This window comes from Acinetobacter sp. EKM10A (assembly GCF_011075215.1).
GTDB classification, from domain to species: domain Bacteria; phylum Pseudomonadota; class Gammaproteobacteria; order Pseudomonadales; family Moraxellaceae; genus Acinetobacter; species Acinetobacter baumannii.
In genome coordinates this window covers 84,949-111,486 of sequence record NZ_JAALLK010000010.1, presented here as the reverse complement: position 1 = coordinate 111,486, position 26,538 = coordinate 84,949, and the positions used below count along the sequence as shown (strand labels likewise).

At 38.6% G+C, this 26,538-nt stretch carries 24 protein-coding genes; 17 read left to right on the top strand and 7 right to left on the bottom strand.

The genetic code is table 11. From position 1 onward, the window contains the following. Window positions 1-25 precede the first annotated feature (25 nt). Window positions 26-469, bottom strand: a complete 444-nt coding sequence (locus G9371_RS13395) for a universal stress protein (protein WP_001109442.1) — start codon at window positions 467-469, stop codon at window positions 26-28. A gap of 288 nt (window positions 470-757) precedes the next feature. Here G9371_RS13395 and G9371_RS13390 point away from each other — a divergent pair, with 288 nt between their 5' ends. The 6 genes from G9371_RS13390 (at window position 758) to G9371_RS13365 (ending at window position 6,108) form a co-directional block, all read left to right on the top strand. After that, a complete protein-coding gene (locus G9371_RS13390; RefSeq protein ID WP_000774578.1) occupies window positions 758-985 on the top strand; it encodes a hypothetical protein in 228 nt (75 codons plus the stop codon). A 178-nt stretch (window positions 986-1,163) separates the two neighbouring features. After that, window positions 1,164-1,337, top strand: a complete 174-nt coding sequence (locus G9371_RS13385; RefSeq protein WP_001139332.1) for a hypothetical protein — start codon at window positions 1,164-1,166, stop codon at window positions 1,335-1,337. Window positions 1,338-1,609: 272 nt separating this feature from the next. Further along, entirely contained in the window at window positions 1,610-2,053 is a 444-nt protein-coding gene (locus G9371_RS13380; protein WP_000221476.1) for an RDD family protein, read from the top strand. Window positions 2,054-2,354: 301 nt separating this feature from the next. Next, window positions 2,355-2,516, top strand: coding sequence for a hypothetical protein (locus G9371_RS13375; RefSeq protein ID WP_004840892.1), 162 nt, complete (start codon window positions 2,355-2,357; stop codon window positions 2,514-2,516). 100 nt (window positions 2,517-2,616) lie between these two features. Continuing rightward, entirely contained in the window at window positions 2,617-5,373 is a 2,757-nt protein-coding gene (gene mgtA / locus G9371_RS13370; RefSeq protein ID WP_029424716.1) for a magnesium-translocating P-type ATPase, read from the top strand. A gap of 15 nt (window positions 5,374-5,388) precedes the next feature. Continuing rightward, a complete protein-coding gene (locus G9371_RS13365) occupies window positions 5,389-6,108 on the top strand; it encodes an MgtC/SapB family protein (protein ID WP_000775740.1) in 720 nt (239 codons plus the stop codon). 73 nt (window positions 6,109-6,181) lie between these two features. Here the strand turns inward: G9371_RS13365 and G9371_RS13360 are convergent, their stop codons facing one another. After that, a complete protein-coding gene (locus tag G9371_RS13360; protein ID WP_001169535.1) occupies window positions 6,182-7,354 on the bottom strand; it encodes a benzoate/H(+) symporter BenE family transporter in 1,173 nt (390 codons plus the stop codon). Between the two features lie 186 nt (window positions 7,355-7,540). On the opposite strand from G9371_RS13360, the gene G9371_RS13355 reads away from it, so the two are divergent. After that, complete coding sequence (locus tag G9371_RS13355; protein WP_000344223.1) at window positions 7,541-8,014, top strand: Lrp/AsnC family transcriptional regulator; 474 nt, start codon at window positions 7,541-7,543, stop codon at window positions 8,012-8,014. Window positions 8,015-8,050: 36 nt separating this feature from the next. Here G9371_RS13355 and leuE read toward each other — a convergent pair whose 3' ends face one another. From leuE to G9371_RS13340, 3 genes are all read right to left on the bottom strand, one after another. Further along, a complete protein-coding gene (gene leuE / locus G9371_RS13350) occupies window positions 8,051-8,701 on the bottom strand; it encodes a leucine efflux protein LeuE (RefSeq protein ID WP_000467074.1) in 651 nt (216 codons plus the stop codon). Between the two features lie 72 nt (window positions 8,702-8,773). Continuing rightward, window positions 8,774-9,763 (bottom strand): transaldolase, encoded by a 990-nt coding sequence (gene tal, locus G9371_RS13345; protein WP_029424718.1) that lies wholly within the window; start codon window positions 9,761-9,763, stop codon window positions 8,774-8,776. A 130-nt stretch (window positions 9,764-9,893) separates the two neighbouring features. After that, a complete protein-coding gene (locus G9371_RS13340; RefSeq protein WP_001024733.1) occupies window positions 9,894-10,787 on the bottom strand; it encodes a LysR family transcriptional regulator in 894 nt (297 codons plus the stop codon). Between the two features lie 90 nt (window positions 10,788-10,877). On the opposite strand from G9371_RS13340, the gene aceI reads away from it, so the two are divergent. After that, window positions 10,878-11,312 carry a chlorhexidine efflux PACE transporter AceI gene (aceI, locus tag G9371_RS13335; protein ID WP_002010078.1) on the top strand — a complete coding sequence of 145 codons (435 nt, stop codon included), beginning with the start codon at window positions 10,878-10,880 and terminating at the stop codon, window positions 11,310-11,312. Window positions 11,313-11,378: 66 nt separating this feature from the next. On the opposite strand, the gene G9371_RS13330 is transcribed toward aceI, so the two are convergent. Beyond that, on the bottom strand, window positions 11,379-12,947 hold the full coding sequence (locus G9371_RS13330) for an acetyl-CoA C-acetyltransferase (protein ID WP_029424719.1): 1,569 nt from the start codon (window positions 12,945-12,947) through the stop codon (window positions 11,379-11,381). Window positions 12,948-13,182: 235 nt separating this feature from the next. Here G9371_RS13330 and G9371_RS13325 point away from each other — a divergent pair, with 235 nt between their 5' ends. The 3 genes from G9371_RS13325 (at window position 13,183) to G9371_RS13315 (ending at window position 16,834) form a co-directional block, all read left to right on the top strand. Then, a complete protein-coding gene (locus tag G9371_RS13325; protein ID WP_029424720.1) occupies window positions 13,183-14,574 on the top strand; it encodes a 3-oxoacyl-ACP reductase in 1,392 nt (463 codons plus the stop codon). A gap of 73 nt (window positions 14,575-14,647) precedes the next feature. Then, window positions 14,648-15,502 carry a MaoC family dehydratase gene (locus tag G9371_RS13320; RefSeq protein ID WP_001097355.1) on the top strand — a complete coding sequence of 285 codons (855 nt, stop codon included), beginning with the start codon at window positions 14,648-14,650 and terminating at the stop codon, window positions 15,500-15,502. Window positions 15,503-15,574: 72 nt separating this feature from the next. Further along, window positions 15,575-16,834: a serine hydrolase domain-containing protein gene (locus G9371_RS13315; protein WP_029424721.1), complete on the top strand. Its 1,260-nt coding sequence runs from the start codon at window positions 15,575-15,577 to the stop codon at window positions 16,832-16,834. A gap of 47 nt (window positions 16,835-16,881) precedes the next feature. On the opposite strand, the gene G9371_RS13310 is transcribed toward G9371_RS13315, so the two are convergent. Then, window positions 16,882-17,460: a TetR family transcriptional regulator gene (locus G9371_RS13310; protein ID WP_000323806.1), complete on the bottom strand. Its 579-nt coding sequence runs from the start codon at window positions 17,458-17,460 to the stop codon at window positions 16,882-16,884. A gap of 125 nt (window positions 17,461-17,585) precedes the next feature. Here G9371_RS13310 and amvA point away from each other — a divergent pair, with 125 nt between their 5' ends. The 6 genes from amvA to G9371_RS13280 all read left to right on the top strand — a co-directional run bounded on the left by amvA (window position 17,586) and on the right by G9371_RS13280 (window position 26,526). Beyond that, complete coding sequence (gene amvA, locus G9371_RS13305; protein WP_029424722.1) at window positions 17,586-19,064, top strand: multidrug efflux MFS transporter AmvA; 1,479 nt, start codon at window positions 17,586-17,588, stop codon at window positions 19,062-19,064. Window positions 19,065-19,322: 258 nt separating this feature from the next. Then, window positions 19,323-21,104 carry a metalloendopeptidase CpaA gene (cpaA, locus tag G9371_RS13300; protein WP_029424723.1) on the top strand — a complete coding sequence of 594 codons (1,782 nt, stop codon included), beginning with the start codon at window positions 19,323-19,325 and terminating at the stop codon, window positions 21,102-21,104. A gap of 22 nt (window positions 21,105-21,126) precedes the next feature. Beyond that, window positions 21,127-21,759 (top strand): metalloprotease secretion chaperone CpaB, encoded by a 633-nt coding sequence (gene cpaB / locus G9371_RS13295; protein WP_029424724.1) that lies wholly within the window; start codon window positions 21,127-21,129, stop codon window positions 21,757-21,759. A gap of 123 nt (window positions 21,760-21,882) precedes the next feature. Further along, window positions 21,883-23,973, top strand: coding sequence for a DNA polymerase III subunit gamma/tau (locus tag G9371_RS13290; RefSeq protein WP_000285243.1), 2,091 nt, complete (start codon window positions 21,883-21,885; stop codon window positions 23,971-23,973). Window positions 23,974-24,117: 144 nt separating this feature from the next. Continuing rightward, complete coding sequence (locus G9371_RS13285; RefSeq protein WP_002046836.1) at window positions 24,118-24,270, top strand: hypothetical protein; 153 nt, start codon at window positions 24,118-24,120, stop codon at window positions 24,268-24,270. Between the two features lie 27 nt (window positions 24,271-24,297). Beyond that, on the top strand, window positions 24,298-26,526 hold the full coding sequence (locus G9371_RS13280; RefSeq protein ID WP_029424726.1) for a phosphocholine-specific phospholipase C: 2,229 nt from the start codon (window positions 24,298-24,300) through the stop codon (window positions 26,524-26,526). Window positions 26,527-26,538 lie beyond the last annotated feature (12 nt).

Genomic DNA, 26,538 nt, shown 5'->3' with positions numbered 1-26,538 from the left:
ATTAGGCTTTTAGTCGACTCAGCAATTATTCTTTTACCACCAAAACTTGGATTTTAGTGCTGTTTAGGACATCTTGCGCAAAACTACCCAAAATAAGTTTTTGGAAACCTTTACGACCATGTGAACCAATAACAATCAGGTCTGAACCCAACTCTTCTACAGCTTTAAGAATGCCATCAGATGAGATTTCACCTTGAATAATTTGTGTTTCAATATCAACACCTTCTTCAGCGCATAGGGCTTTTACTTTCGCAAGTGTTTTTTCTGCATTAGCACGCGCTTCAACAAAATAATCTTTTACAACAGGAGAGATGTAATAGAAATCGACACCACTAAACGGGTCCACTGCAACCAGACTAATTGCTGTAAGTTTACTACCAAAAGCTTTAGCGATATGGGCCGCTTGTCGTGCTGCTGCCAAAGAAATCTCAGAACCATCTACAGGTACAATAATATGTCGGTAATTCATAATGTTATTCCTCTTATTTACAAGTTGTTATATGTATGAAGCTTTTCTTACTTAAAGATTAACACATTTGTTTAAAGGTAGAAATCAATTCAATTCACTTATAGTTAAATTAAATGGTATTTAATTATATATTTGATTTTTAATGATTTTATTTGAGATTGATAAAGAGGGAGTTGAGAGTATGCCAAATTTAATTTTTTAGAAGAACTTTACAATAAATTACCTTTCATATTTTTGTCACACAGAAATCGTATAACCGAATCATATGTAAGGGGGAAGTAGTAAGATATGGCCGATTTAACAGCAAAGAAAGTCAGTAAACTTATCGAGGAATTTCGCCAAACTGGTAAAGAGCCAGAAAAGCTAGTGATTGGTTATAAAACTTATGCAAGACTCATGGCAGATGATAAGTTTGCAGAAAAAGTTGTTCCTTCGTTAGAAAACTCAAAAGATCGATTATATAAAAATCTAAAAATAAAACTTATTACTGAAAAACATTATTTTGAAGTTAAATAAAATATAAATGTGATATTTATCACATTTATATTTTTGTTGTTTACATTTAGTAGGAATTATTAACATATTGTTTTTAAGTTGATACAAATATGGGGTGTAATCAACATTTGAAAACAGCATTCCTTTACAGACTCGATAGAATAAATTGCTTTTATTTTTAAGTAGTGGAATAAATTGAATGCCAAGTATTAGTGTAATTTTATTTTATATTTTAGCTATTTTAGGCTTTTGCTCTGCTGTGGGAGGATTATTAAGTTTAAGCATGTTTTTAATCATCATCGGTATTGGGCTTATTTGTGCAGCTTTTTTGCTAAAAAAAGAATTTAAAATTGATGTTTTATTCTGGAAATAATCATTGGTTATAAATGATTAAATTAATAAGTATAATTAGTTTTCACCTCATACAAATGAGGTGTAATTTAAATATTTTAATATGATATATATTATTTTAACTTAAATTGATATGGCTTTTATTTTTCAAAAATCTTATTACAATTCTAAATAAAACCGGAAATTAAAAAATACATTAAGTATTTAAAAATAAAAAGATTTCAATTACGATGAAAGACGAATAAATTAGTTACTGTGGCATTAGGTAAAAAATAACAAAAGCGAGGTGAACACATGACCTATAAATATGAATATGCAGGGTTTTGGTTAAGATTTGGCGCAATGATCATTGATACTCTTATTCTTTTTTTAGCAATTATTCCAGCCGCATGGATCTTTTATCATGGAGATTACGATCTCATATTTGCTACAGGTATGAGTAGTAAACCGCAAAACTATTGGTTTGATATGATCGTAAATTATGCATTTCCATTTTTATATACTGTTTTGTGTTGGATCTACTTTGCAGGGACACCAGGAAAACGTCTAATGCGTTTAAAAGTTCTCGATGAAAAGACAGGTAATAAGTTAACTTTCGTACAATCTCTCATTCGCTATATCGGATATATTCCATCTATTTTAGTGTTTTGTATCGGTCTTATTTGGGTCGCATTTGATGCTAAAAAACAAGGATGGCATGACAAGATGGCGAAAACAGTGGTGGTTAGAGAACTGTGAGTTATAGTCACTGATGAATTAATAAAAAATTACAAAAAAAATCTTGTGCCTTGTAGACTAAAACCTATACTTGCCGCGAGTTTATTTAACGGAGATCCTAAATGGGTAGTTGTTCGAGGTTCGAGTTTAATTATCAATTAAACCAAAGCCAATACTGAGCAAGGTAACCTTTAGGAGAGGCTATCTTGCAATGAGATAGCTTTGTTAAAAATTAGATTAAACCTATACAAATTACTTGATTTGTAATCATTCACTTCAGCATTTATCTGTTTAGTTTCTCGCTAGCAATGGGGAGAAGCCAATGTTTATATACGCTTCCATACATGACCGTTATATCTACCAGATTTTAATCTTGGTAAACAATTCGTCTCATGCGATTCAAAGCATTCGGACCATGTTCATTTATGTGACATTCCGTCAACGTTGGTCTGGCTTTGGGCTAATTTTCTCTTCTTCATCGTAAGTCTACGATCTCCTATTCCTTTCTAAATTAAAAAATTTAAAAGACTTTATTTTCAATAAGGTCGAGAGCTTTGTACGCCTAAAAAATGGAGGATTTCGTGATGAAATTCTGGCAACGACTCTTCACAGCATTTTTACAAAGATTTCATTTGATGCGTTTTTTCGGTCGTAATCGATCTTTTAAAGAGCTACATCAATCTAGTTATGCTCAAGAAATTAGCAAAAATTTATCTAAGCGTTTGCTTAATGCATCAAGGACTCAAACGAATGATCTATTAAAACAATTCGATACTCATTTGACGGGGCTTACAGAAGAGCAAGCGCATACCCAACAAATGACGGTGGGACTTAATGAAGTTACTCATGAAAAGCCATTAACTTGGTGGCAACACCTTTGGTATTGCTACCGTAATCCGTTCAATATTTTACTTAGCCTGTTGGCATTGATTGCTTTCTTTACCGATGATCTAACAGGTTCAACCATTATTAGTGTGATGGTAATTCTTTCAACACTACTTCGTTACTGGCAAGAAGCAAAGTCAAATCAAGCTGCGGATGCCTTAAAGGCAATGGTGAGTAATACTGCTACTGTATTGCGCCATCAAGTCAGTGCAGAAGATTTAGAACTTATGCATGAGCGTTATGGCATTGATACTAAAAACCAAACCACTCACCAATTTGAAATACCAATTCAGTATTTAGTGCCGGGTGATGTAATTTTATTATCTGCGGGTGACATGATTCCTGCGGATTGTAAAATTTTGTCTGCTAAAGATTTGTTTGTCTCTCAAGCTGCAATGACTGGTGAATCAATGCCTGTCGAGAAATTCCCGTTGCAGAAAAATCTTGAAGAAACCAGCGCTTTAGAGCTAGATAATATTGTATTCATGGGGACCAATATTGTTTCTGGTTCAGCTCAGGCAGTGGTTTTAAGTACGGGTATCCAAACATATTTCGGTGCATTGGCTCATCGAGTTACGGCTACTGATCGGAGCACGACTGCATTTCAAATGGGTGTCAATAAAGTAAGTTGGTTGCTCATTCGCTTTATGTTGGTGATGGCACCTGTTGTACTTTTCATTAATGGCTTCACCAAAGGCGATTGGGCCGAAGCATTTTTATTCGCATTATCTGTAGCTGTTGGTCTTACTCCAGAAATGCTACCGATGATTGTGACTTCAACTTTGGCAAAGGGGGCGGTTTTCTTATCTAAAAAGAAAGTGATTGTTAAACGTCTAGATGCGATCCAAAACTTTGGTGCCATGGATGTTCTGTGTACCGATAAAACTGGAACTCTGACTCAAGACAAAATCTTTTTATCCCAACATATTGATGTTCAAGGCGGGAAATCAGACTTTGTACTCATGCAGGCATTTTTAAATAGTTATTATCAAACAGGCCTAAAAAATTTGCTTGATGTGGCTGTTTTAGAAGCTGTTGATGATCAGATCAAAATACAGAAGTTACGTTACAAGAAGTTAGATGAAGTTCCTTTTGATTTTGATCGCCGCCGTATGTCAGTCGTGGTACAAACGCCTCAACAAAAAGCCCGTATGATTACCAAAGGTGCAGTTGAGGAAATGTTAAAGGTTTGCCGTTATGTCGAGGTAAATGGCAAAGTAGAGCCTTTAACAAAGCAACGTGAAGTAGCAATTGAGGCATTAACTCAACGCTATAACCGAGATGGTTTAAGAGTGGTGGCAGTAGCGTATCGTGAGTTTAAAAATCATCAGGAAAATTATTCAGTTGTTGACGAAAGTGATCTGATTTTAATAGGTTATATTACTTTTCTTGATCCACCTAAAGAGTCTGCCAAAGAAGCTATACAGAGTTTACATGCCCATGGTGTAACGGTAAAAGTGCTAACTGGGGATAATGAGTTTGTCACCCAAAAAGTGTGCCGAGAAATTGGCCTGAATTATGATCAAGTTTTATTGGGCGGTGTAATTGAAACCTTAACTGATCAACAACTCAAAAGAGCAGTAGAGCAATACCACATTTTTGCGAAATTAAGTCCGGTTCACAAAGAACGTATTGTTGAGCAGTTAAAAGCAAATGGTCACGTGGTTGGTTTCTTAGGAGACGGTATTAACGATGCCGCTGCTATACGTGCTGCCGATATTGGTATTTCAGTAGATACCGCAGTAGATATCGCTAAAGAGTCTGCAGATTTAATCTTGCTTGAAAAAAGCCTGATGGTTCTTGAAAAAGGTGTGATTGAAGGCCGTAGAACTTTTGCCAATATGCTGAAATATATCAAAATGACGGCGAGTTCAAATTTTGGTAACGTTTTTTCGGTACTTATTGCGAGTGCTTTTATTCCATTTTTACCAATGCTGCCTATCCACTTATTGATTCAAAACTTACTTTATGATGTTTCACAAATTGTGATCCCTTTTGACAATGTGGATGAAGAGCTAATTGCAAAACCACAGCGTTGGCAACCTGAAGAAGTTGGCCGCTTTATGGTGGTGTTTGGACCGATTAGCTCCATTTTTGACATGATTACCTTTGGGTTAATGTGGTTTGTATTTTCAGCAAACACTCCTGAACATCAGACGCTATTCCAATCAGGCTGGTTTGTGGTGGGTTTACTTACCCAGACATTAATTGTCCATATGATCCGCACAGCTCAAATTCCATTTATTCAGAGTCGTGCCGCGACTCCATTATTAATAATGACAGCGGTGATTATGTGTATCGGGATTTTCTTACCAATGGGTCCTTTAGCAAGCTATTTAAAACTACAAGCTTTACCTTTAAGTTATTTTTTATATTTACCTGTAATTTTAGGTGCTTATATGTGTGTTACTCAATGGGTAAAGAAAATCTATATCCGCCGTTATGGCTGGCAATAAAACAATAGGTGCAAAATGAAATTGCAATTTCTACAACATACAGACTTATCAAATATTATTGATACTTTAATTAGTCTCTCGGCTGCTTTTATTTTAGGGGCGTTAATTGGGTTCGAACGTCAGTATAGGCAACGTACAGCTGGTCTTCGAACAAATGTTCTAGTTGCGGTAGGTGCAGCAATTTTTGTAGATATTGCAATTAATCTTACTGGAGCAGATGGAGCTGTTCGGGTAATTGCCTATGTTGTTTCGGGTATTGGTTTTTTGGGTGCGGGTGTCATTATGCGCCAAGAAGGCAACATCCACGGTTTAAATACCGCAGCGACTTTATGGTGTTCTGCGGCAGTAGGTGCTGCCGCGGGTGCTGATTTAATTATTGAAGCAATATTGGCGACAGCCTTTATTTTATCTGCCAATACGCTATTAAGGCCGATTGTCCATATTATTGACCGTCGTCCGTTAGACGATGACACAGAAGTTTTACATGTAATCTACATTATATGTGACCGAAGTCAGAGCAAGGTTGTTATGGATGAATTAAACCTAACCTTAAAGCATCATAATTATCCTGCTAAAGATATTGATGTCACACCTTTTGGAGAAAAAGAGGTTGAGATAGAAGTAACGCTAATTGCAACTTCAATCGAAGCAGAAGAAGCACAACACATCATTAATCACTTAAATGCAATGCCGCAAATACGGCAAGCGTTTTGGGATAAAAACACAATTAACTAATTTAACGAGAGTTTGCGTTTAATTTTTTATGAATTTCTCTAAATGATGAAGCGCAAACTCTTTCGTTTAAGCCTTATTTTTTAGCTTTAAATTTAAGGACTATAAATACAACAATACCGACAACCAGTCCCCAGAAAGCTGAACCAACACCGAAAAATTGGATACCTGATGCACTACATAAAAAGGTAAATAATGCCGCTTCGCGGTCTTCAACTGGACCAAACGCAAGCGCAATGTTATGGCTAATGGTACCAAGTAAGGCAATGCCTGCTAAAGCTACAATAAAAATATGAGGAAAAGACATCAGTAAGCTTGTAAGGGTTGCAGCAAATAGCCCCATCAACACATAAAAAAAGCCACAGCTTATACCCGCAATATAACGTTTGCTTGGATCAGGATGAACTTGGTCGTCTAAGCTTACGGCAGCACTTATCGCAGCAATATTAACGCTGTAACATCCAAAAGGTGCAAGCACAACTTGAGTTAAACCAGTCCAACCAATTAGTTGATTAACGTGCGGTTTATAGCCATAACTCTTGATCATGGCTATACCGGGTAGATATTGCGACGCCATGCTAATCACAAAAAGTGGTAATGCTAAGCCTAAAAGTGCTGACCAGCTAAATTCAGGGCTAATCCAAACGGGTTTAGCCAAGGACCACTCAAGAGTAGGCATATGAAAGTCTAAAAAAACAGGGCAGAGGGCAATACCTGCCAAGGCGGTAAATACAATGCTGTAACGCGGCCATAATCTTTTTGTAATGACATAAATGGCGAGTAAAGATAAAACAAATGTCCAATCATTTTGCAAGCTCGCGAAAAGTGAAATACCAAACTTAAGCAGAACTCCGGCAAGCATGGCACTGGTTAGGCTTTGTGGTATATAGGAAAGCGCTTTTTGGAATATACCTGAAAAGCCTAAAATCGCAGTGAGTAAACCACCTACTAAAAAAGCGCCAATTGCTTCATTTAAACTATAGCCACTACCTGTTGCCATAATTAAAGCGAGGCCCGCTGTTGACCAAGCTGTTGCTACGGGATATTTAAATTTCCAAGAAAGGATGAGTCCTGATAAACCAATACCTAAGCCTAAAGCCCAAAACCATGAGGTGATTTGTTCAGATGACGCACCTAAAGCTTGAGCAGCCTGAATCACTAAAATAGCTGAAACACTAATACCAATAAGAAAGGTAATAAAACCAGCAAATACGGCTGGTATTGAGAAATCTTGAAGAATCTTTTGCATAGCTAAATGTTCTAAGTCCCTGAAAAATTAATATGTTTCTGCCTATGTTTTCAGCTAGGTAAATCTAACAATTTTTTTTAAGAAGGTGCTTTCTATTTTTGACTTTAAAATGAAAGAATATTTTTTAAATAGCCAGTAATGATATTATTTATTTCACAACAAACGGTGAATTTGGGATATTGTTTTATGGATGAGCAGGCTGAAAATTTAACACCTCTTGAATTGAAAATTATGCGCTGTTTACAAGAGAATGGACGTTTAAGTAATGCTGAACTGGCAAAACTTGTTGGCATTAGTACTTCGTCATGTTGGAACCATACTCAGCGTCTTTTTAAGATTGGGGCCATCTTGGATGTGCGTGCTCGAATCAATCCGGGTATGGTGCAACGTGAGACTATTGTTTTGGTCGGAGTAGTGCTGGATCGCTCGACACCTGATAGCTTTCAGGCGTTTGAACAAGCAGCAGGTGATTTGGAGAATGTTCTAGAATGTTACTTGGTTGCCGGAGAAGTCGATTACTTTCTAAAAATTCGTGTTAAAGATTTGGCTGCTTTTAACCGTTTTCATAGTGAAAAAATTATTGCCTTACCTGGGGTAAGACAGGTGAGGACATTTTTTGTGCTCAATGAAGTTAAAACAGATGGCATGCTGGCATTTTAACAACTTAATAGGTTTCGACTTCCTTGACTCGGCAGCTTACATTGTTGAAGTTGCCAGCTTTAAGCCAAATCCGAAAAATAAAATGCCAACTAAGAAAATTCCGCTTGCTGCAATTTTATGGTTTTGTTTGAAAAAAGTTGAAAGTTTAATTCCAGAGAAAATAAGCGCAGTTAAATAACTAAAGCTAATAATTTGTAAAATCACCGCTAAAATTAAAAAGCTTAAAGCTGGATAGGCATAATCCGGTTCAACAAACTGCACAAAGAAAGACAGGAAAAATAAAATCGCTTTAGGGTTGAGTAAACTAATACTTAAGGCTGTTTTATAAGGGTGAACTTTATCTAAAGCAGGTAAATCAGCCATTTCTGCTTGGGGTTGATTACGTAATTTCCAGCGCTGAATACTGCCTTGTAAAAGCTTAAAACCTAAATAAGACAAGTAAAGTGCGCCGACGAGTTTAAGTACAATAAAAACCCAAGGGAATGCTTTTAATAAAGAAGCTGCACCAAGTACAGTACAGAGCATTAAAATTAAGTCACCGGTAAAAATACCAAGTGCACCCATATATCCGGTTTTAATACCATAGCGTGAAGCAATCGACATCACATAAAGAGAATTGGGTCCTGGCAATAACACAATTAGGAATGTACCAATAATATATGTTGTTAAGTCTGTTATGCCGAACACGAGAAACCCAATAAAAAACCGATTTTTGTCATGATAACAAAAATCGGTAATTTTGTATGAAAAGTGCAGTTTTTAAGATTTAATTTCTGCATCAATTCCAAAAGATTGACGTAATAAAAGACTTAATTGATCTCGCGCTTTAATAAAGCCATCAACACCACCTTGTAAAAGTTGGAATGCCATTAAGTCATGGTTAAGTTCATCTTTAAAACTTTGCTCATCTTGAGCTGGTCTAACAATCGCTTCTGCCTGTTTTGCTTTGTTTGCATCAAGTGCTGCATCGACTGTACGCGTATCTTGCTCAAGCTGCGTTAGCAAGCTTGGAGAGATCGTAAGCAAATCACATCCTGCAAGGCCTAGCACTTGGTCGATGCTACGGAAGCTCGCACCCATGACTTGAGTTGGAATATTTTGCTGCTTGTAGTAAGTGTAGATTTTCTTAACTGAAACCACACCTGGATCTTTCTCGATTGGGTAAGAACCTACACCTTCAGCTTTTTTGTACCAGTCTAAAATACGGCCTACAAAAGGTGAGATTAAAGTAACTTTGGCATCTGCACACGCTTGGGCTTGATGTAAACCGAAAAGGAGAGTGAGGTTGCAGGCAATTCCTTCAGCTTCAAGCACTTTAGCCGCTTGAATACCTTCCCAGGTCGATGCAATTTTAATAAGAATACGTGACTGATCGATCCCATATCCTTTATAAAGCTCACATAATTCATGTGCTTTTTGAATGGTTGCTTCGGTGTCGTATGAAAGTGCAGCATCGACTTCTGTAGAAACACGGCCTTCTATAAGTTTTAAAATTTCTACACCAAATTTTACGGTTAAAATATCAATGGTTCTTTCAATCAGTTCATCATTTTTATAGCCTTCTTCTTTGGCTTGATAATAAGCATCTTCAATGAGCTCTTTACTTTCTGGTTGCTCTGCCGCAGCGGTAATTAACGAAGGATTCGTCGTAGCATCTAAGGGACGAAATTTACGAATTGCTTCAAGGTCGCTACTGTCAGCAACAACGGTCGTTAATGTTTTTAATTGGTCAAGTGCTGTATGAGTCATTGATATTCAACATCTTCAATAAAAAATCTTATGTTTTCTTTATAGCACAAACTCTATCCATACTGTCGATATATCAATTGTTATGTTTCAAAGAAAAACGTTTAGGTTCTGCATCTAAATTGAAATGATTTTACGGAGCTGGTTGCATTCGCTTATTACGAATATAGTCAATCAAAAACCGTGCAGCAGCACCGAGTTCACTTTCGCGGCTCCAGACCAAATCAACGTAATATTCAAATCGAGGCGTAAAATCAAATACATCTAATGCTTTAAGCTTATTGTTTAACTCAGGATTTTCTTTAAACATCTCTTGCGGAAGTACGCCCCAACCTAAATTACGTAAAATCATTAAGCAAGCAGAGTGGTGGTTGTCTGTACGCCAGTAATGTTTTGAAAATAATAATTCGGGTTTTAATGTTTCATCTCGACTTGCCACCACAATTTGTCTTGTACCTAAAATCTGCTCATATGAAACATGCTCTTGGCTTGCGAGCGGATGGGTTTTTGAAATAACAGGAATTAAGGCTTCACGTTTGAGTTCAACAAACTGTTCTCTATTGTCTAAATGCTCACGTTCAAACATAAGGGCCAGTTGGGCAGATCCATCTAACAACATTTGAAGCGCATCTTCTTGAGGGGCAGATACAATATTAATTTGTAGATCGGGAAAGCGACTTTCTAGCAGGCAAACATAGTCGGTCCAATTGGTATGTAGCAGCTCAGACACCACAACAATAGTAAGATTAGGTTCCAGCCCAGTACTTAATGCATGCGCGTGCTGTTTCCATTGATTCATTTCAATCAATAGTTGCGCCGTTTTTTCATATAGCACTCGTGCTTCGGCTGTAGGAGTAGGTTCGCGGCCTTTACGTTCAAATAAAGTCAGGTTCAGATCAATTTCTAAATTAGCAATCGACATACTCACAGCAGAGGGGACTTTACCGAGTTTCCTTGCTGCTGCTGAAAATGAACCTGTTTCCATAACGGCTTGGAACATGAGAAGTTGTTCTTGATTAATATTCATCTATCAAAAAAAATGAAAGAACCTAATTGGATTAATCAAAATTATAAAAATAAAATGCACATTATCCAAGTTATTATTGAGTATTTAAAAATGTTGATTTCCAAGAGAAGACTCATTCATGCAATCAGTTATGAAGGAATTTTGTTGGTCATCATTGCGATTGCATTAAGTTTTATTTTTGACATGCCGATGGAAGTGACCGGAACACTTGGTGTGTTTATGGCAGTGGTTTCAGTTTTCTGGAATATGATTTTTAACCACTATTTCGAAAAAGTAGAGCATAAATTTAATTGGGAAAGAACGATCCCTGTGCGGATTTTACATGCGATTGGTTTTGAGGGTGGTTTGCTGATTGCGACTGTTCCAATGATTGCATATATGATGCAGATGACAGTGATTGATGCATTTATTTTAGATATAGGTTTGACCTTATGTATTTTGGTTTATACCTTTATTTTCCAGTGGTGCTATGACCATATTGAAGATAAGTTTTTCCCAAATGCTAAAGCAGCATCACTTCATTAATTCACATAGATTGAAATGAAATAAGCACCCAGATGGGTGCTTATTTTTTTGGTCGATAAATAGAAATTATTTTTCTACAATCGCAACCACACCTTCACCGCCTGCTGTACAGATCGAGATTAATGCGCGGCCTGAACCTTTTTCATTAATTAATTTAGCTGCAGTAGCCAAGATACGACCACCAGTTGCAGCAAATGGGTGACCTGCACCTAAAGATGAACCATTTACGTTCAGTTTAGAGCGGTCAATTGAACCCAATGGTGCATCTAAGCCAAGACGTTCTTTACAGAATTTTTCATCTTCCCAAGCTTTTAAGGTAGAGAGTACTTGAGATGCAAATGCTTCATGGATTTCGTAGAAATCGAAGTCTTGAAGCTTAAGGTTAGCACGCTTAAGCATACGAGGTACTGCATAAGCAGGAGCCATCAATAAGCCTTCTTTAGGACCGTTCTTGCCAATGAAGTCAACAGCTGCTGTTTCAGAGAAAGAAAGATAAGCTAAAACTTCATGTCCGTTTTCTTTTGCCCATTCTTCAGAAGCAAGCAATACCACAGAAGCACCATCAGTCAACGGAGTTGAGTTACCCGCTGTCATTGTTGCAGTTTCGCCTTTACCGAAAACTGGTTTTAACTTAGCAAGTTTTTCAACTGTACTGTCAGGACGTAAGTTGTTGTCACGGTTAAGACCTAAGAATGGAGTCATTAAGTCATCAAAGAAACCACGCTCATAAGCAGCAGCAAGTTTTTGATGGCTGCTTGCAGCTAATTCGTCTTGTGCTTCGCGAGTGATACCCCATTCTAAAGCAGTGATTGCTTGGTGCTCACCCATTGAAAGGCCAGTACGCGGTTCACCATTGCTTGGTGCATCAAGAAGCTTTTTAAAATCAATTTTTGTGAGTGCTTTAAGGCGGTCTTTACCCGTTTTAGCAACATTAAGCTCAAGTAAAACCTTACGTAAACCATCACCTACAGCAATCGGTGCGTCAGAAGTTGTATCTACGCCACCTGCAATACCTACGTCGATTTGACCAAGCGCAATTTTGTTAGCAACAACAAATGCTGCTTGTAAACCTGTACCACATGCAATTTGGATGTCGTAAGCAGGAGTTTCAGGAGCAAGATCTGTGCTCAATACAACTTCACGAGTCATGTTGAAGTCACGGCTATGTTTTAAAACTGCGCCCGCAACAACTTCGCCAATACGTTTACCTTGTAAGTTAAAGCGCTCAACCAAACCATTCAATGCTGCTGTCAGCATGTCAGAATTAGACGCTTTAAAATAAGCAGTATTTGAACGTGCAAATGGAATACGGTTGCCACCAAGGATTGCAACGCGGCGAACAGTGTTTTGACTCATGGTTTTATCCTGTTGAACAGAAGTTTTGGTTTTTGTTGCTTTTGGTGCTGCAGCTACATTTGAAGATGTAGACGGGGTTGCTGAAGCAGCGCTCTTACTACGAAGGCTACGTGCAGGTGCAGTCGTTGAACGAGTACGTGTCGTTTTTGGTGTATTAGTTGCTGCTTTAGGAGTAGTGTTGTTACGCTTAGCCGTGTTAGAAGCCGACTTTGATGTATTTGACACTTTTTCCTGAGCAGAATTCTCGACTGCTGGATTTTCTTGAGTTGTTTTGCTCATAAGGCTTTTCCAAGCATAATAACGATATTCTTGTTAGCTACCTTAACACAATTCAAATAGACCTGTATTGACTAGAATGACATTGTAGATAGTATTCAGGTCAAGACATCCTAAGATGAACTCAAGTATGATTTGGAGTAACTCTAATGAACGACTGCTTTCATATTGTTTCTATCCATCTCATAACATAATGAAGCCTGTCGTAGAAAATTCATTTCTTTGAGAGATAATAATCATGACTGATCAATACCAAGCATTTACGCAATCTCCTATTGGTAAATTCGTTGTTAAAAATCTGGGTTTACCTTCGCCTGTTGTATTAGAGCGTTTTGAAAGTGCTCAGCCAGTAGTGAAAGGTGCAGTATTGGTTGGCGCGGCGCCGTCAAGCGTTTTGTCTGGTGCGATTGCACAAGTACTTAGCAATATTCATGCAGATAGCTATGTAGGCAATAATGTTGCATTACAACAAGAAGCTGCAAAAGTTGGTTTAAATTTACGTCCATTCAATGCAGGCGATAAAGAATCAAAATTCAAAGCAGTTGTATTTGATGCATCTGGTATTCAAAACTCAGAACAGTTAAACGAACTTTATAAATTCTTTAATCCGATTGCACGTCAAGTTGCGACTTCTGGTCGAGTGATTGTTATTGGTACAACGCCTGAAACTGCAAAAACTGTAAAACAGGCGATTGCTCAGCGTGCACTTGAAGGCTTTATCAAATCTGTAGGTAAAGAATTTAAAAAGGGTATTACTGCTCAAGTTGTGTATGTAGACGAAGGTGCTGCTGCAAACCTTGAATCAACATTACGCTTCTTGCTTTCACCACGTTCAGCTTATGTATCTGGTCAAGTGATTCGTGTTTCTAAAGCAGATGTAGTTGATGTTGATTGGGCAAAACCGCTTGCTGGAAAAACTGCGTTAGTAACTGGTGCAAGCCGTGGTATTGGTGAGGCAATTGCACATGTGTTGGCACGTGACGGTGCTCATGTTATTTGTTTAGACGTACCACAACAACAAGCTGATCTTGACCGTGTAGCAGCTGACATTGGCGGTTCTACATTGGCAATTGACATTACAGCTGCTGATGCGGGCGAAAAAATTAAAGCTGCTGCGGCAAAACAAGGCGGTTTAGATATTATCGTTCATAACGCGGGTATTACTCGTGACAAAACTTTGGCAAACATGAAGCCAGAGCTTTGGGACTTGGTCATTAACATTAACTTGTCTGCTGCTGAACGCGTAAATGACTACTTGTTAGAAAACGATGGTCTAAACGCAAATGGCCGTATTGTTTGTGTATCATCAATTAGCGGTATTGCTGGTAACCTTGGTCAAACCAACTATGCTGCATCGAAAGCGGGTGTAATTGGCCTAGTTAAATTTACTGCACCTATTCTAAAAAATGGTATTACCATTAATGCAGTAGCACCTGGCTTTATCGAGACTCAAATGACTGCTGCGATTCCATTTGCAATTCGTGAAACTGGTCGCCGTATGAACTCAATGCAACAAGGCGGTTTACCTGTTGATGTAGCAGAAACAATTGCATGGTTTGCATCAACTGCTTCTACAGGTGTAAATGGCAACGTTGTACGCGTGTGCGGTCAAAGCTTGTTGGGCGCTTAAGCACTTTTAGCTAAAAGGGGTGCTTGTGCATCCCTTTTTTATTCAAGAATTTATAAATTATAAAAGGTTAGGTATGAATACTCGTCATTTTAGCCAGCTACCAAAAGCGGCATTGGCTTATCCAAAAGTAGTGCAAGGTTTAATTTTTAAAAAGCCTAAAGGCCCAAAAATCTTACCGCAAGTTGAATATGTGGTAGATACCCTAGAAATTGATCAGAACCATTTGAAGGCTTATAACGAAGTATGTGGCTTTCAAAATAATGGCTTTGTACCGGCAATTTATCTAGCGGTACTTTCTCAAAGCTTGCAAATGCACATGATGACAGCAGAAGCCTTCCCATTTCCAATTTTAGGTTTAGTGCATATCCGTAACCAGATTAAACAGACCAGACCGATTGGCGTAACTGAAAAACTCACTCTGTCATGTAAATTTGGGGAACTAAAACCACATGATAAAGGCGTTCAGTTTGACTTTATTACCACGGCAAAAGTTGGCAATGAAGTGGTGATGGAAGGCTTAACAACTTATTTATCTCGCCAAAAAGTTGAGAAAAGAGTAGGTGAGAAAGCTAAAGAAGAACAAGTGCCAGCTTATGTTCCAAAGGCAGAGTGGAATATTTTAGAAAACACTGGTCGCCGTTATGCGAAAGTGTCTGGTGATTTTAACTTAATTCATATTCATGCTATTACAGCAAAAGCTTTTGGCTTTAAGCAAGCCATTGCGCATGGCATGTGGAGTAAAGCGAAAGCATTAGCGAATCTTGAATTACCAAATGCTTATGAAGCAGATGTATGGTTTAAGCTGCCAATGTTCTTGCCATCAAAAGTTGAGTTTTTAACGGCAAATGCAGATAAAAAGACAGATTTCTTGATTCGTAATGCCAAATCACAAAAACCGCATGTTGCAGGAACTGTAAAAGCATTATAAAAATAGCAGCAGCCTGAACAGAGGTTTGGGCTGCTTTTGAGGAAAATAACAAAAAAATGCAAGGAACTTCATGTGATTAAAGAAATTTTACTGGCCGATACCCATAACTATCACGGTATTTTAGATGAACGTTTTATTGATTTAGCTCACCAGTTCAGCCGTCTTCAAGATGCTAGAACAGGACAAGGTGGAGCTGCTTTAGCGGTTTATTTTAGAGGCCAAAAAGTTGTAGATATCTACACCGGTCTAAAATCACAAACTGAAGCTTGGCAACCTGACACATTGGCAGTTTGCTACTCTACGGGTAAAGGTGTACTTGCAACTTTAGCGCATATTTTGGTAAGTGAAGGGTTTTTAGAATACGACAAACCGATTGCGACCTATTGGCCTGAGTTTGCTCAAAATGGAAAAGAGCAAATGACTTTGCGTCATGTGCTAAGCCATCAAAGCGGCATGTTTGATGTTCGAAATATCATCGAAAGTGCGAGAGAAATGCTCGACTGGTCACATATGTTAGAAGTGGTCGCGGCGACTAAGCCAAGATTCCTTGCAGGAGAGGGCAATGCTTATCAAGCTTTAACATTCGGTTGGCTTGTCGGTGGCATACTTGAAAAAGCAACTGGTCAATCTTTAGATCAGCTCATGCAAAAATATCTTGTTGAGCCATTACAGCTAGATGGTGCTTATTTTGGAACGCCTGCAAATGAGTTGGATCGTGTAGCACGTTTAATTATTCAACCAAAACCAGAAAAACCAGCATCTACTCAAGTTGAAAAACCTAAAAAGCCACAGACGCGTAAGAGTTCACTCTCTGAAAAAGTGATTACATGGACGGGTCAAGACCCGCAAGACTTTCAGGATGCCATGATTCCAAAAGGAATGAAAAATTTTAGTTTCTTTAGTGATGAGGGACTGCAAGCAGTCATTCCGGCAGCGAACGGGACATTTACTGCAAATAGCCTTGCTAAAATTTATGCGATGCTAGCAAATCAAGGTGAATGGGATGGACAGCAATTGATTCACCCAGAAATATTTAAAGAACTTAGTACTATTCAAAGTTATGCACGTGATCGTGTCATGCCAATACCGATGAATTGGCGCTTAGGATATCACCGTATTATTACCATGGGTAAACGTGCAAAAAATGGTTTTGGGCATATTGGTTACAATGGTTCAGGAGCGTGGTGCGATCCTGAGCGTGACCTTAGCTTTGCTTATACTCATAACTTCCAGATTGGTTCAATCACAGGCGATTATCGTTTGTGGGGCCTGACCCAAGAAGCTTTACGTTGCACCGACCAAATTTTAAAAGGCCGTAAAGGCTGGTTCTAATTTTAGTATTTTAAAGCTGGTATTTTTAAGCAATGCCAGCTCAACATTTATAATAATTCTAGGCGAATAATTGCTTCGGTATGACGCTTAAAATCTTCTTCAGCCAAACCTTGTAAACCAAGTTTATAAATCCCTTCTAATCCGCAAACAAAGGCAATGAGTCGCCATGCAATATCTGTGGAATTAGACCTATTTTTAAATTCGCCTTCTTTTTGACCGCCTTCAATCGATTGCACAATAGCTTGATGCCAACTTTGCATGGCGAGGTTATACGCTTTTTGTATTTCTGCATCTTGTTCAATCAAGAGTTCAGCTTCATTCCATAAACGTAAGTAGGGCTGAAGCCTGTCTATATTTTCTGCACCTAATAAGATGAAGAGTCTTTGAAATTGGCTAGTTGTTTGGAGAGTTTGTTCAATTTCATCAAGCTGTTCCATCAGCTTTAAAAAAGCTTCAGCTTTTAAATGAGATGCCGAAGAAAAATGATGATGGACTTGTCCGGTAGAGGTTTGTGCTTCTGTTGCGATTCTACGTACCGTCATGGCTGTAAAACCTTCAGCCAAAGCAATTTGCATGGCAGCTTGCAGAATCATTTCTCTGCGTTGATCGCGATTAAGATAGGCCATGTTTCTTACACCTGACTGAATTCGACACAAACTACATTAAAATTTAAAGTTGGACAAGTGTCCAATTGTGTATATAATAACCGCAATTTGAACACATGTCCAAGTTTTGGATATCGAAGAGCGTTATGCAAAAAAAATGGTTAATCCTCACAATTATCGTCCTCATTTATTTACCTGTTACGATTGATGCAACGGTGATGCATGTTGCAACACCATCTTTAAGTGCAGCATTGAATTTAACTGCCAATCAGCTTTTGTGGATTATTGATATTTATTCACTGATTATGGCGGGTTTGATTTTACCGATGGGTGCACTCGGTGATCGTATTGGCTTTAAAAAATTATTATTTATTGGAACCGCAGTTTTTGGTGTTGGTTCTTTAGCTGCGGCTTTTTCTCCAACTGCCTATGCCTTAATTGCTTCTCGTGCTGTCTTAGGTCTAGGGGCAGCTATGCTTATTCCTGCCACTTTATCAGGTATCCGTAATGCTTTTACCGAAGAAAAACAGAGAAATTTTGCACTTGGTCTTTGGTCTACAGTAGGTGGAGGTGGAGCAGCTTTTGGTCCACTAGTTGGTGGTTTTGTATTAGAGCATTTCCACTGGGGAGCTGTATTCCTCATTAATATCCCGATCATTTTAGTGGTTCTAGTTATGATCGTGATGATCATTCCTAAACAACAAGAGAAAACTGATCAGCCAATTAACTTAGGGCAAGCTTTAGTTTTGGTTGTAGCCATTTTAAGCCTGATCTATTCAATCAAATCGGCTATGTATAACTTCTCGGTGCTCACGGTTGTGATGTTTGTGGTGGGTATAAGCACATTAATTCACTTCATTCGAAGCCAAAAAAGAGCTACGACACCAATGATTGATCTGGAATTGTTTAAACATCCTGTGATTTCTACCAGTATTGTTATGGCAGTTGTGTCCATGATTGCTTTGGTTGGCTTTGAATTATTACTGTCTCAAGAGTTGCAGTTTGTGCATGGGTTTTCACCATTACAGGCAGCTATGTTTATTATTCCATTCATGATTGCGATTAGTTTAGGTGGTCCATTAGCTGGAATTTGCTTGAATAAGTGGGGACTTAGACTTGTATCTACTGTTGGTATTTTAATAAGTGGATTTAGTCTATGGGGACTTGCCCAGCTTAACTTTTCAACTGACCACTTTTTAGCATGGACGTGTATGGTCTTTTTAGGCTTTAGCATTGAGATTGCCTTACTTGCTTCAACTGCTGCGATTATGTCATCTGTACCTCCGCAAAAGGCGAGTGCAGCAGGTGCCATTGAAGGGATGGCCTATGAGCTTGGGGCTGGTTTGGGCGTTGCTATATTTGGGTTAATGTTATCTTGGTTTTATAGTCGTTCAATTATTTTGCCAGAACAGCTCCCAACGGACTTAATTGAAAAAGCGAATATCTCGATTGGAGAAACCATGCAATTAGCGTCTAACCTTGAAAATCCTTTGGGAGGACAATTAATTGCAGTTGCGCAGCAAGCTTTTAGCTATGCCCATAGTTGGGTGCTTACCATCTCAGCGATCTGTTTCTTCCTTTTAACTGTATTTGTCTGGCTGAGCTTTCCAAATAAAGTAAATTAAAACTAAAGGATAAAAAGAGAGACTACCTTTCTTTTTATCCTTAAATATCTTTTTAATATTTTCTACATATTAAAAATTGGTTATTTAATTCTCATAAATAAACTATTCTTTAAAAAGGTTCATATTTTTATTTCAAAATGATTCAGTGGTCATGTAATTGAAATTTAATGAAAAAATAATTATTGTGAAATTGACTGCGTAAAAATGGTTTGCTAACCTGCTATTCGAAAAATCTAAAAACAAATAAAAGAGGCTGCTGTGAATTTTAAATTAAAAACATCACTCATTATTGGAGCAATTGTTGCGTCTTCACTTGTATATGCCGCAACTGTACTTTCACCAAATCAGAATAATAATAGTGGATCAATTCCATCCGGTTATTCAGATTTAGAATTTAATCTAGCAAATGGGAATTGGGTCAAAAACCTAACTTTACCCTCAAGCGCTAATAATTTGGACAAAATTACAATTCGTTCTAGTGCTGCCTATAGTAGCTATTTAGATACTTCTAATACCAATATTCCGTTAGAAGTATTAAAGATAAATAGTGGTGATGTTTACCAATTCATCTTTAATAGTAGTCAAAATAAATGGATCGCTCAGTTAGCGACAGTGAGTCCTACTAATGGTGCGACCTATGAAGTCGTTCCATTAACAACTGCATCAATGCAAAAAGTACTTATTCAAAATGACAAATGGGCACAAACCATAGCATTACCGAGTGATGTCCGTGATGGAACAACCTTACAAGTTGTTTCTACAGCAAGTGCAAGTTCGGACATTGATAAAACAAATTTACTATTCCCGAGCAGTTTTACATTAAAAAATGGCTCTGAATATTGGTTCAAATATTATTCTGCTTTAGGAAAATGGGTTCCAGAGTATATAAAACCTCAGAAGCTAAATGTTCAGCAAATTGGAACGTCATTAGCGACAGTTAATAGTCCACTTACAGAAGTTTCATTTGGAGATGGAAACTGGGTTTCCAATTTCACTTTGCCGAGCACTGCAAGTGATCGGGATAGAATTATTATCAAGTCTACAGCGACTTGGTCTGCAAAAATTAATAATACAAATATTAATAGCCAAGCGACCCTAATGCTTAAAACAGGCGATCAATACGAGTTTATGTATGTAAGCGACAAAGGATATTGGCAGTTGATCTCTTCACCTACAAAGGTGATTGATTCTACAGCAACAATCCCAGCAACTTTACCGAATATGACGCAGCCCACTTTAAAGGTGAAACTGTCTACTTCAAATTGGCAACCGACCTTGCAGCTACCTGCTAAAGCTCAAGTCGGCGATAAAGTTGTTATTGTGTCTAATGCATCGGCAGACACTTATATTAATGCCGCTAATGGCTTGTCTACTGCAATTAAAAAGGGTGAAAATCGCCGTTTTATCTACACCGCTCAAGGCTGGACAGTAGATAGTTATACAATTGATATGTTGTTGGTTTCTAGCCCAGAGGTAAACTCAATTTTAGGAGAAAGCGCTGCTAAACTTAGAATGATTGAAGGCGTAAATTTAACGAATTTAACTGCTGAAAATTCGAATGCACGTTTTTATTTAAGAGATGTAGGTTATCTAACTTATAAAATCCCTGCTACCACTTTAAAAGAAGCAATCTCGACTGGACGAGATGACACCACGGTACAAAATGAGCGTAAACGTGTATTGGCAGACGGTGTCTATTATCAAGGTAATGAACCGGGTGATGGCGGTTGTGGTTGGGCTTGGATTAATGCTTCTGCATATAACATGATTGGCGCAAATGATATTGCCGGTTGTTCTTTCGCTGCTATGCGTCATGAAGTTGGGCACAATCTAGGCCTATACCATAATGGTTCAACCAATATTGGCTCAGGCTTTGCTCATCCGTTAGGAAGTACAGCAATGGGTGGTAATAACATTAATTTTTATTCGAGTCCCTATCTATATAACCCTAAATATGGCGTACGTTTAGGTGTAGATGGAAAAATTGATGCGGTCAGTGTCATTAATCTGAATGCGCAGAAAATTTCTCTATATAATTAATCTCTATTTCTAGCTGTAAATAATGAAGAAAAATAAATTGTTAATAGGAACTGCTATCGCTTGCGTGGCGTTAGCAGTTTTAATCTGGTTTGCCTTTTCACAGCAAAGCTCTTCTGCTTTAACGTCGTCTTCAGAAAATGGGCAAGGGACTGGGCAAAAAATGGCAGAGAATCAGAATGAATTTGCTCGTCAAAATATACTGAATTTGAGTCCGTCTGAAAAAGAAAGATTGTCTCAGCAACAGATTGTTTTTAATGAAATAGAAAAGGATCAAATACCTTCTAATGTTAATTTTCCACTAATTAAAAATGCAGAAGGTATGGTCATTAAATATGATCCAAATGTGATTGAACTTAAAAAAGTGGGTGACACTGTTAAGTTCCAAATGTTGGAATATGGCATTAATCGCACGGGTAAAATTGTAGAGATCGAACCTGTTGACCAAGATATTGTTCGGTGGATCGGTAAATTTGATCAGGGTGATCCGAATCAAAATTTCTTTACCATTACTCAAAGTCAAAAAGACCACTATACGATTATGCAAATTTTTACCGAGAAGGGAAATTATTCGGCTGAAATTAAGGATGGGGTGGGACTCGTGCAAACGATGGATGAGGGTGTTACAGATCAGGAGTTACACCATGATCATCCTTAGACAAATAAACGGTTCTGGTAGAGAAAAGAAGCCAGTTCGCAGTTTATCTGTACGGATATGAGCTTTATGCGTTCACACTCTTTTAAAAACAAAGTATGCTTATGCCTGTAACAAGGAGCATACATGTATCAAGTACTTGCTAGAAAATACCGTCCACGTAATTTCAATGAGTTAGTGGGGCAAAACCACGTTTCTCGTGCATTAAGCAGTGCATTGGAACGCGGTCGTCTTCACCATGCTTATTTATTTACAGGAACGCGTGGTGTAGGTAAAACTACAATCGCACGTATTTTAGCCAAGTGTTTGAACTGCGAAACGGGTGTGACTTCTACACCATGTGAAGTTTGTGCAACGTGTAAAGCGGTAAATGAAGGCCGTTTTATTGACCTAATTGAAATCGATGCTGCTTCAAGAACAAAAGTAGAAGATACGCGTGAACTTTTAGACAACGTTCCTTATGCGCCAACGCAAGGTCGTTTTAAAGTTTATCTGATTGACGAAGTACATATGCTATCGACGCATTCTTTTAATGCGTTATTAAAAACACTAGAAGAACCACCAGAACACGTTAAGTTTTTGTTTGCAACGACAGACCCACAAAAGCTACCGATTACGGTTATTTCACGTTGTTTGCAATTTACTCTACGACCTTTAGCTGTCGATGAAATTACCAAGCATCTTGGCGCTATTCTTGAAAAAGAACAGATTGCTGCTGACCAAGATGCAATCTGGCAAATTGCTGAATCTGCACAAGGTTCATTACGTGATGCATTATCTTTAACTGACCAAGCGATTGCTTATGGGCAGGGTGCTGTACATCATCAAGATGTTAAAGAAATGCTTGGCCTGATTGACCGTACGATCATATATGATTTGATTTTAGCGGTTCATCAAAACCAACGTGAAAAAGTGAGCCAATTATTACTCCAGTTTAGATATCAGGCCTTGGATGTCTCATTAGTCCTGGATCAGCTCATTTCAACATTGCATGAGTTGGCTTTATTACAATATTTACCAGAGCTCGGCTTAAAGTACAGTGAAGAAATTAATGCCAAAATTCTTCAGCTTTCTAAACTGATTTCTGCTCAAGATTTGCAGCTTTACTACCAAATCGCATGTAAAGGCCGGTCAGACTTGCAGCTTGCCGTAACGCAAGAGCAAGGTTTTGAAATGTGCGTTTTACGATTATTGGCATTCCGTCCTTTAGCACCAAATGAAATTTTAGTTTCAGAGCCTGTTCAACAAAATGGGCAAGCAGAAGTAGGTCTAAATTCACAAGCTCAAACAGCCCAAGAGATTACTCCTGTAAGTGCTATTCAGCCTGTTGAAGTTATTAGCCAACCCGCTATGGTTGAACCTGAACCTGAACCTGAACCTGAACCTGAACCTGAACCTGAACCTGAACCTGAACCTGAACCTGAACCTGAACCTCAGCCTAATCAGGACTTAATGGTATTTGACCCAAATCATCATGAGTTGATTGGACTTGAGTCAGCAGTTGTTCAAGAGACTGTTAGTGTTCTTGAAGAAGATTTCATTCCGGTACCAGAACAAAAGTTAGTACAAGTTCAGGCTGAAACCCAAGTCAAACAAATCGAACCTGAACCAGCTTCTACTGCTGAGCCTATAGGTTTATTTGAAGCATCGAATGCTGAATTTTCACTTGTTCAAGATACGTCAGCTTATGACTTGGTTTCTGAACCTGTTATTGAACAACAGTCATTGATGCAAGCTGAAATTGTTGAAACAGTTGCGGTGGTAAAAGAGCCTAACGCAACAGATAACAACCAGCTGATGCCACAAGATATTTTAAAGTTGCCATCACAAACTTTGGAAGGTGAGTGGACACTTGAAAAGTGGGAGTTTTGGTTTAGAAATAGCCAGCTTTCTCCAGCCGTTCAAGAACTTGCTCAACATGGTGTGATGACTGGGGAAATTGGTGGCAACACGGTTTTCCATATTCCTCAAGAATATGAAAATATGTTGACTCAGCTACAACAAGCCCTAATTGAAGCTTTAAAGCAGCAGTGGCCAAATACACAATTTACGGTCGAGTATGGTGCAGTCAATACTGCTACACCGTATGTTATGCAAAGCGTTCGTAAAGAAAAAGCTTTCCATCGGGCTACAGAACTATTACAGCAACAACCCGTTATTAAAAGCCTCATAGAGACTTTTGATGGTGAGCTGCAAAATATTCAATTAAAGCCTTAAGTTCAATTGAGTTTTGATCTGGTGAGAAATTTGAAAAATTAGAATTTTCATAGTTTTCACTGGATTGAAATATTCAGGTCACGCCACTGTCATTGTACTTTTCTATGTTAGCCATTTTAGATTTTAAATGGACTATATATCGTCATGAAAAGGCAATGCACAGGAACAACTTCCTTTAAATATTCTTATTTTTTATTAATCGGCGCCATTCTGCTGAGTGGCTGTAACGACTCGGCAAATGATAATTCGAATGCACCTGACACAGGTAAAAAGCCTGTCATGCGCTGTGCTCCATAAACTTACAATAATAAAAAGAATTTGATCATGATTACACGTCGTAAATTTTTAAATTACTCTTTAAATATGGGCTTTGGCGCTGCAGCGTTAGCGGCTTTCCCATCGAGTATTCAAAAAGCTCTAGCAATTCCTGCAAATAATAAAACGGGCACTATTCAGGATGTTGAACATGTCATCATCTTAATGCAGGAAAACCGATCTTTTGACCATTATTTTGGTACGTTAAAGGGCGTTCGAGGCTTTGCTGACCGTTTTACAATCCCTCTGCCAAATGGTCGCCGTGTCTGGGAACAGCTGAGAAGTAATGGTCAGGTTTTAACCCCATTTCACTTAGATGGAACAGCCAATAATGCACAGCGTGCAGATGGTACGCCTCATACGTGGGATGACAGTCAGTTGGCGTGGGACAATGGACGTATGGCAAACTGGCCAACTCATAAAACCGATATATCTATGGGCTATTTTAAAGAAAAAGAAATCCCATATCAGTTTGCACTTGCCAATGCCTTTACAATTTGTGATGCCTACCATTGTTCCATGCACACCGGAACAGATGCGAACCGCTCTTTTCATTTAACTGGTACCAATGGTGCAACACCGACCAAGCGTTCATTTGTAAATAATGAATGGGACTGGATTGATGGTAACCCAGCAACGGCAGACCGTGGTTACACTTGGAAAACCTATGCCGAAAGATTAGAAGAAGCAGGGATAAGCTGGATTTGTTATCAGAATATGCCGGATGAATGGGGCGATAATATGTTGGGTGCATTCCGTTCTTTTAGAAAGGCCAACATTGCATCCGGTTATCCCGTTTCAAGCGGTGGGGAGCCGAATAAACCATATGCTGATACGGGTCAAAAACTACCGTATAAAGCCTATGATGCGGCTACTGATAATGCCAAAAATCCACTCTATAAAGGCATTGCAAATACGCTACCGGGCAATAAACCAGAAGAGTATCTCGACGCTTTTAAAAGAGACATTCGTGAAGGGAAGTTACCTCAAGTTTCTTGGATTAATGCGCCATCAATTTACTGTGAACATCCAGACCCTTCAAGCCCAGTTCAAGGAGCTTGGTTTATCCAAGAAATTATTGATGCATTAACTGCTGTACCAGAGGTGTGGAGTAAAACGGCTCTGCTCATCAACTTTGATGAAAATGATGGTTACTTTGACCATATGCCATCGCCATCAGCACCATCTCGACTCAAAAACGGCCAGTACGCAGGTAAATCGACACTAAGCAGTGTTGATATGCAGGATGAATATTTTGATCATGCTGCACCTGAAGGAAGTCATTCTCAGCCTACACCTGATGGACGAGTTTATGGTCCGGGCCCTCGTGTTCCGTTATATGTGATTTCCCCATGGAGCCGTGGTGGCTGGGTGAACTCGCAAGTTTTTGACCATACTTCTGTGCTCATGTTTTTAGAAAAACGTTTTGGTGTAAAAGAGCCGAATATCAGTCCATACCGCCGTGCAGTGTGTGGTGATTTAACAAGTGCATTTAACTTTAAAACACCAAATGCAGATGTTTTACCGCAGCTGAGTGGTAAACAAACACGTCTGCAGGCAGATGCGCTAAGGGAAAACCAAGAAGCTTTGCCAGCTGTTCCTGTACCCACGGATATTAAGTTACCCATTCAGCAAAGTGGGATCCGTCTATCACGGGCGCTACCTTATGAGTTGCATACCAGTGCGCGTTGTAAAGCAGATGGTAAGGTGCAATTGATTTTTTCTAATACGGGTAAGCAGGCAGCGGTTTTCCATGTATATGACAAGCTCAATTTAGACCGTATTCCAAAGCGTTATATTGTCGAGCCGAATAAAACTTTAGATGATGAGTGGGATGCTTTAAACGATAACTTAGGCCGTTATGACCTATGGGTACTTGGTCCAAATGGCTACCATCGTCATTTTAAAGGGGATACTCAACGTATTATCGATAGTGGTGTTAAACCTGAAATTCGAGTGTGCTATGACATTGCTAATGGTGATGTTTATGTCGAACTCATGAATGAGGGAGCCAAGGATACAATATTGACAGTAAAACCTTGTGCATATCGACAAGATGCGCCATTGCAACTGACCGTAAAAGCGGGACAAGTTGTTAAGCAACATTGGTCGTTGGCTGATGTTGGGCATTGGTATGATTTTGAAGTTACGAGCCAGAGTGATCCGTATTATTACCGACGTTTTGCTGGCCGAGTCGAAACAGGTGAGGATTCCTTTAGTGATCCTGCAATGATCTAAGTTAGGATGAGG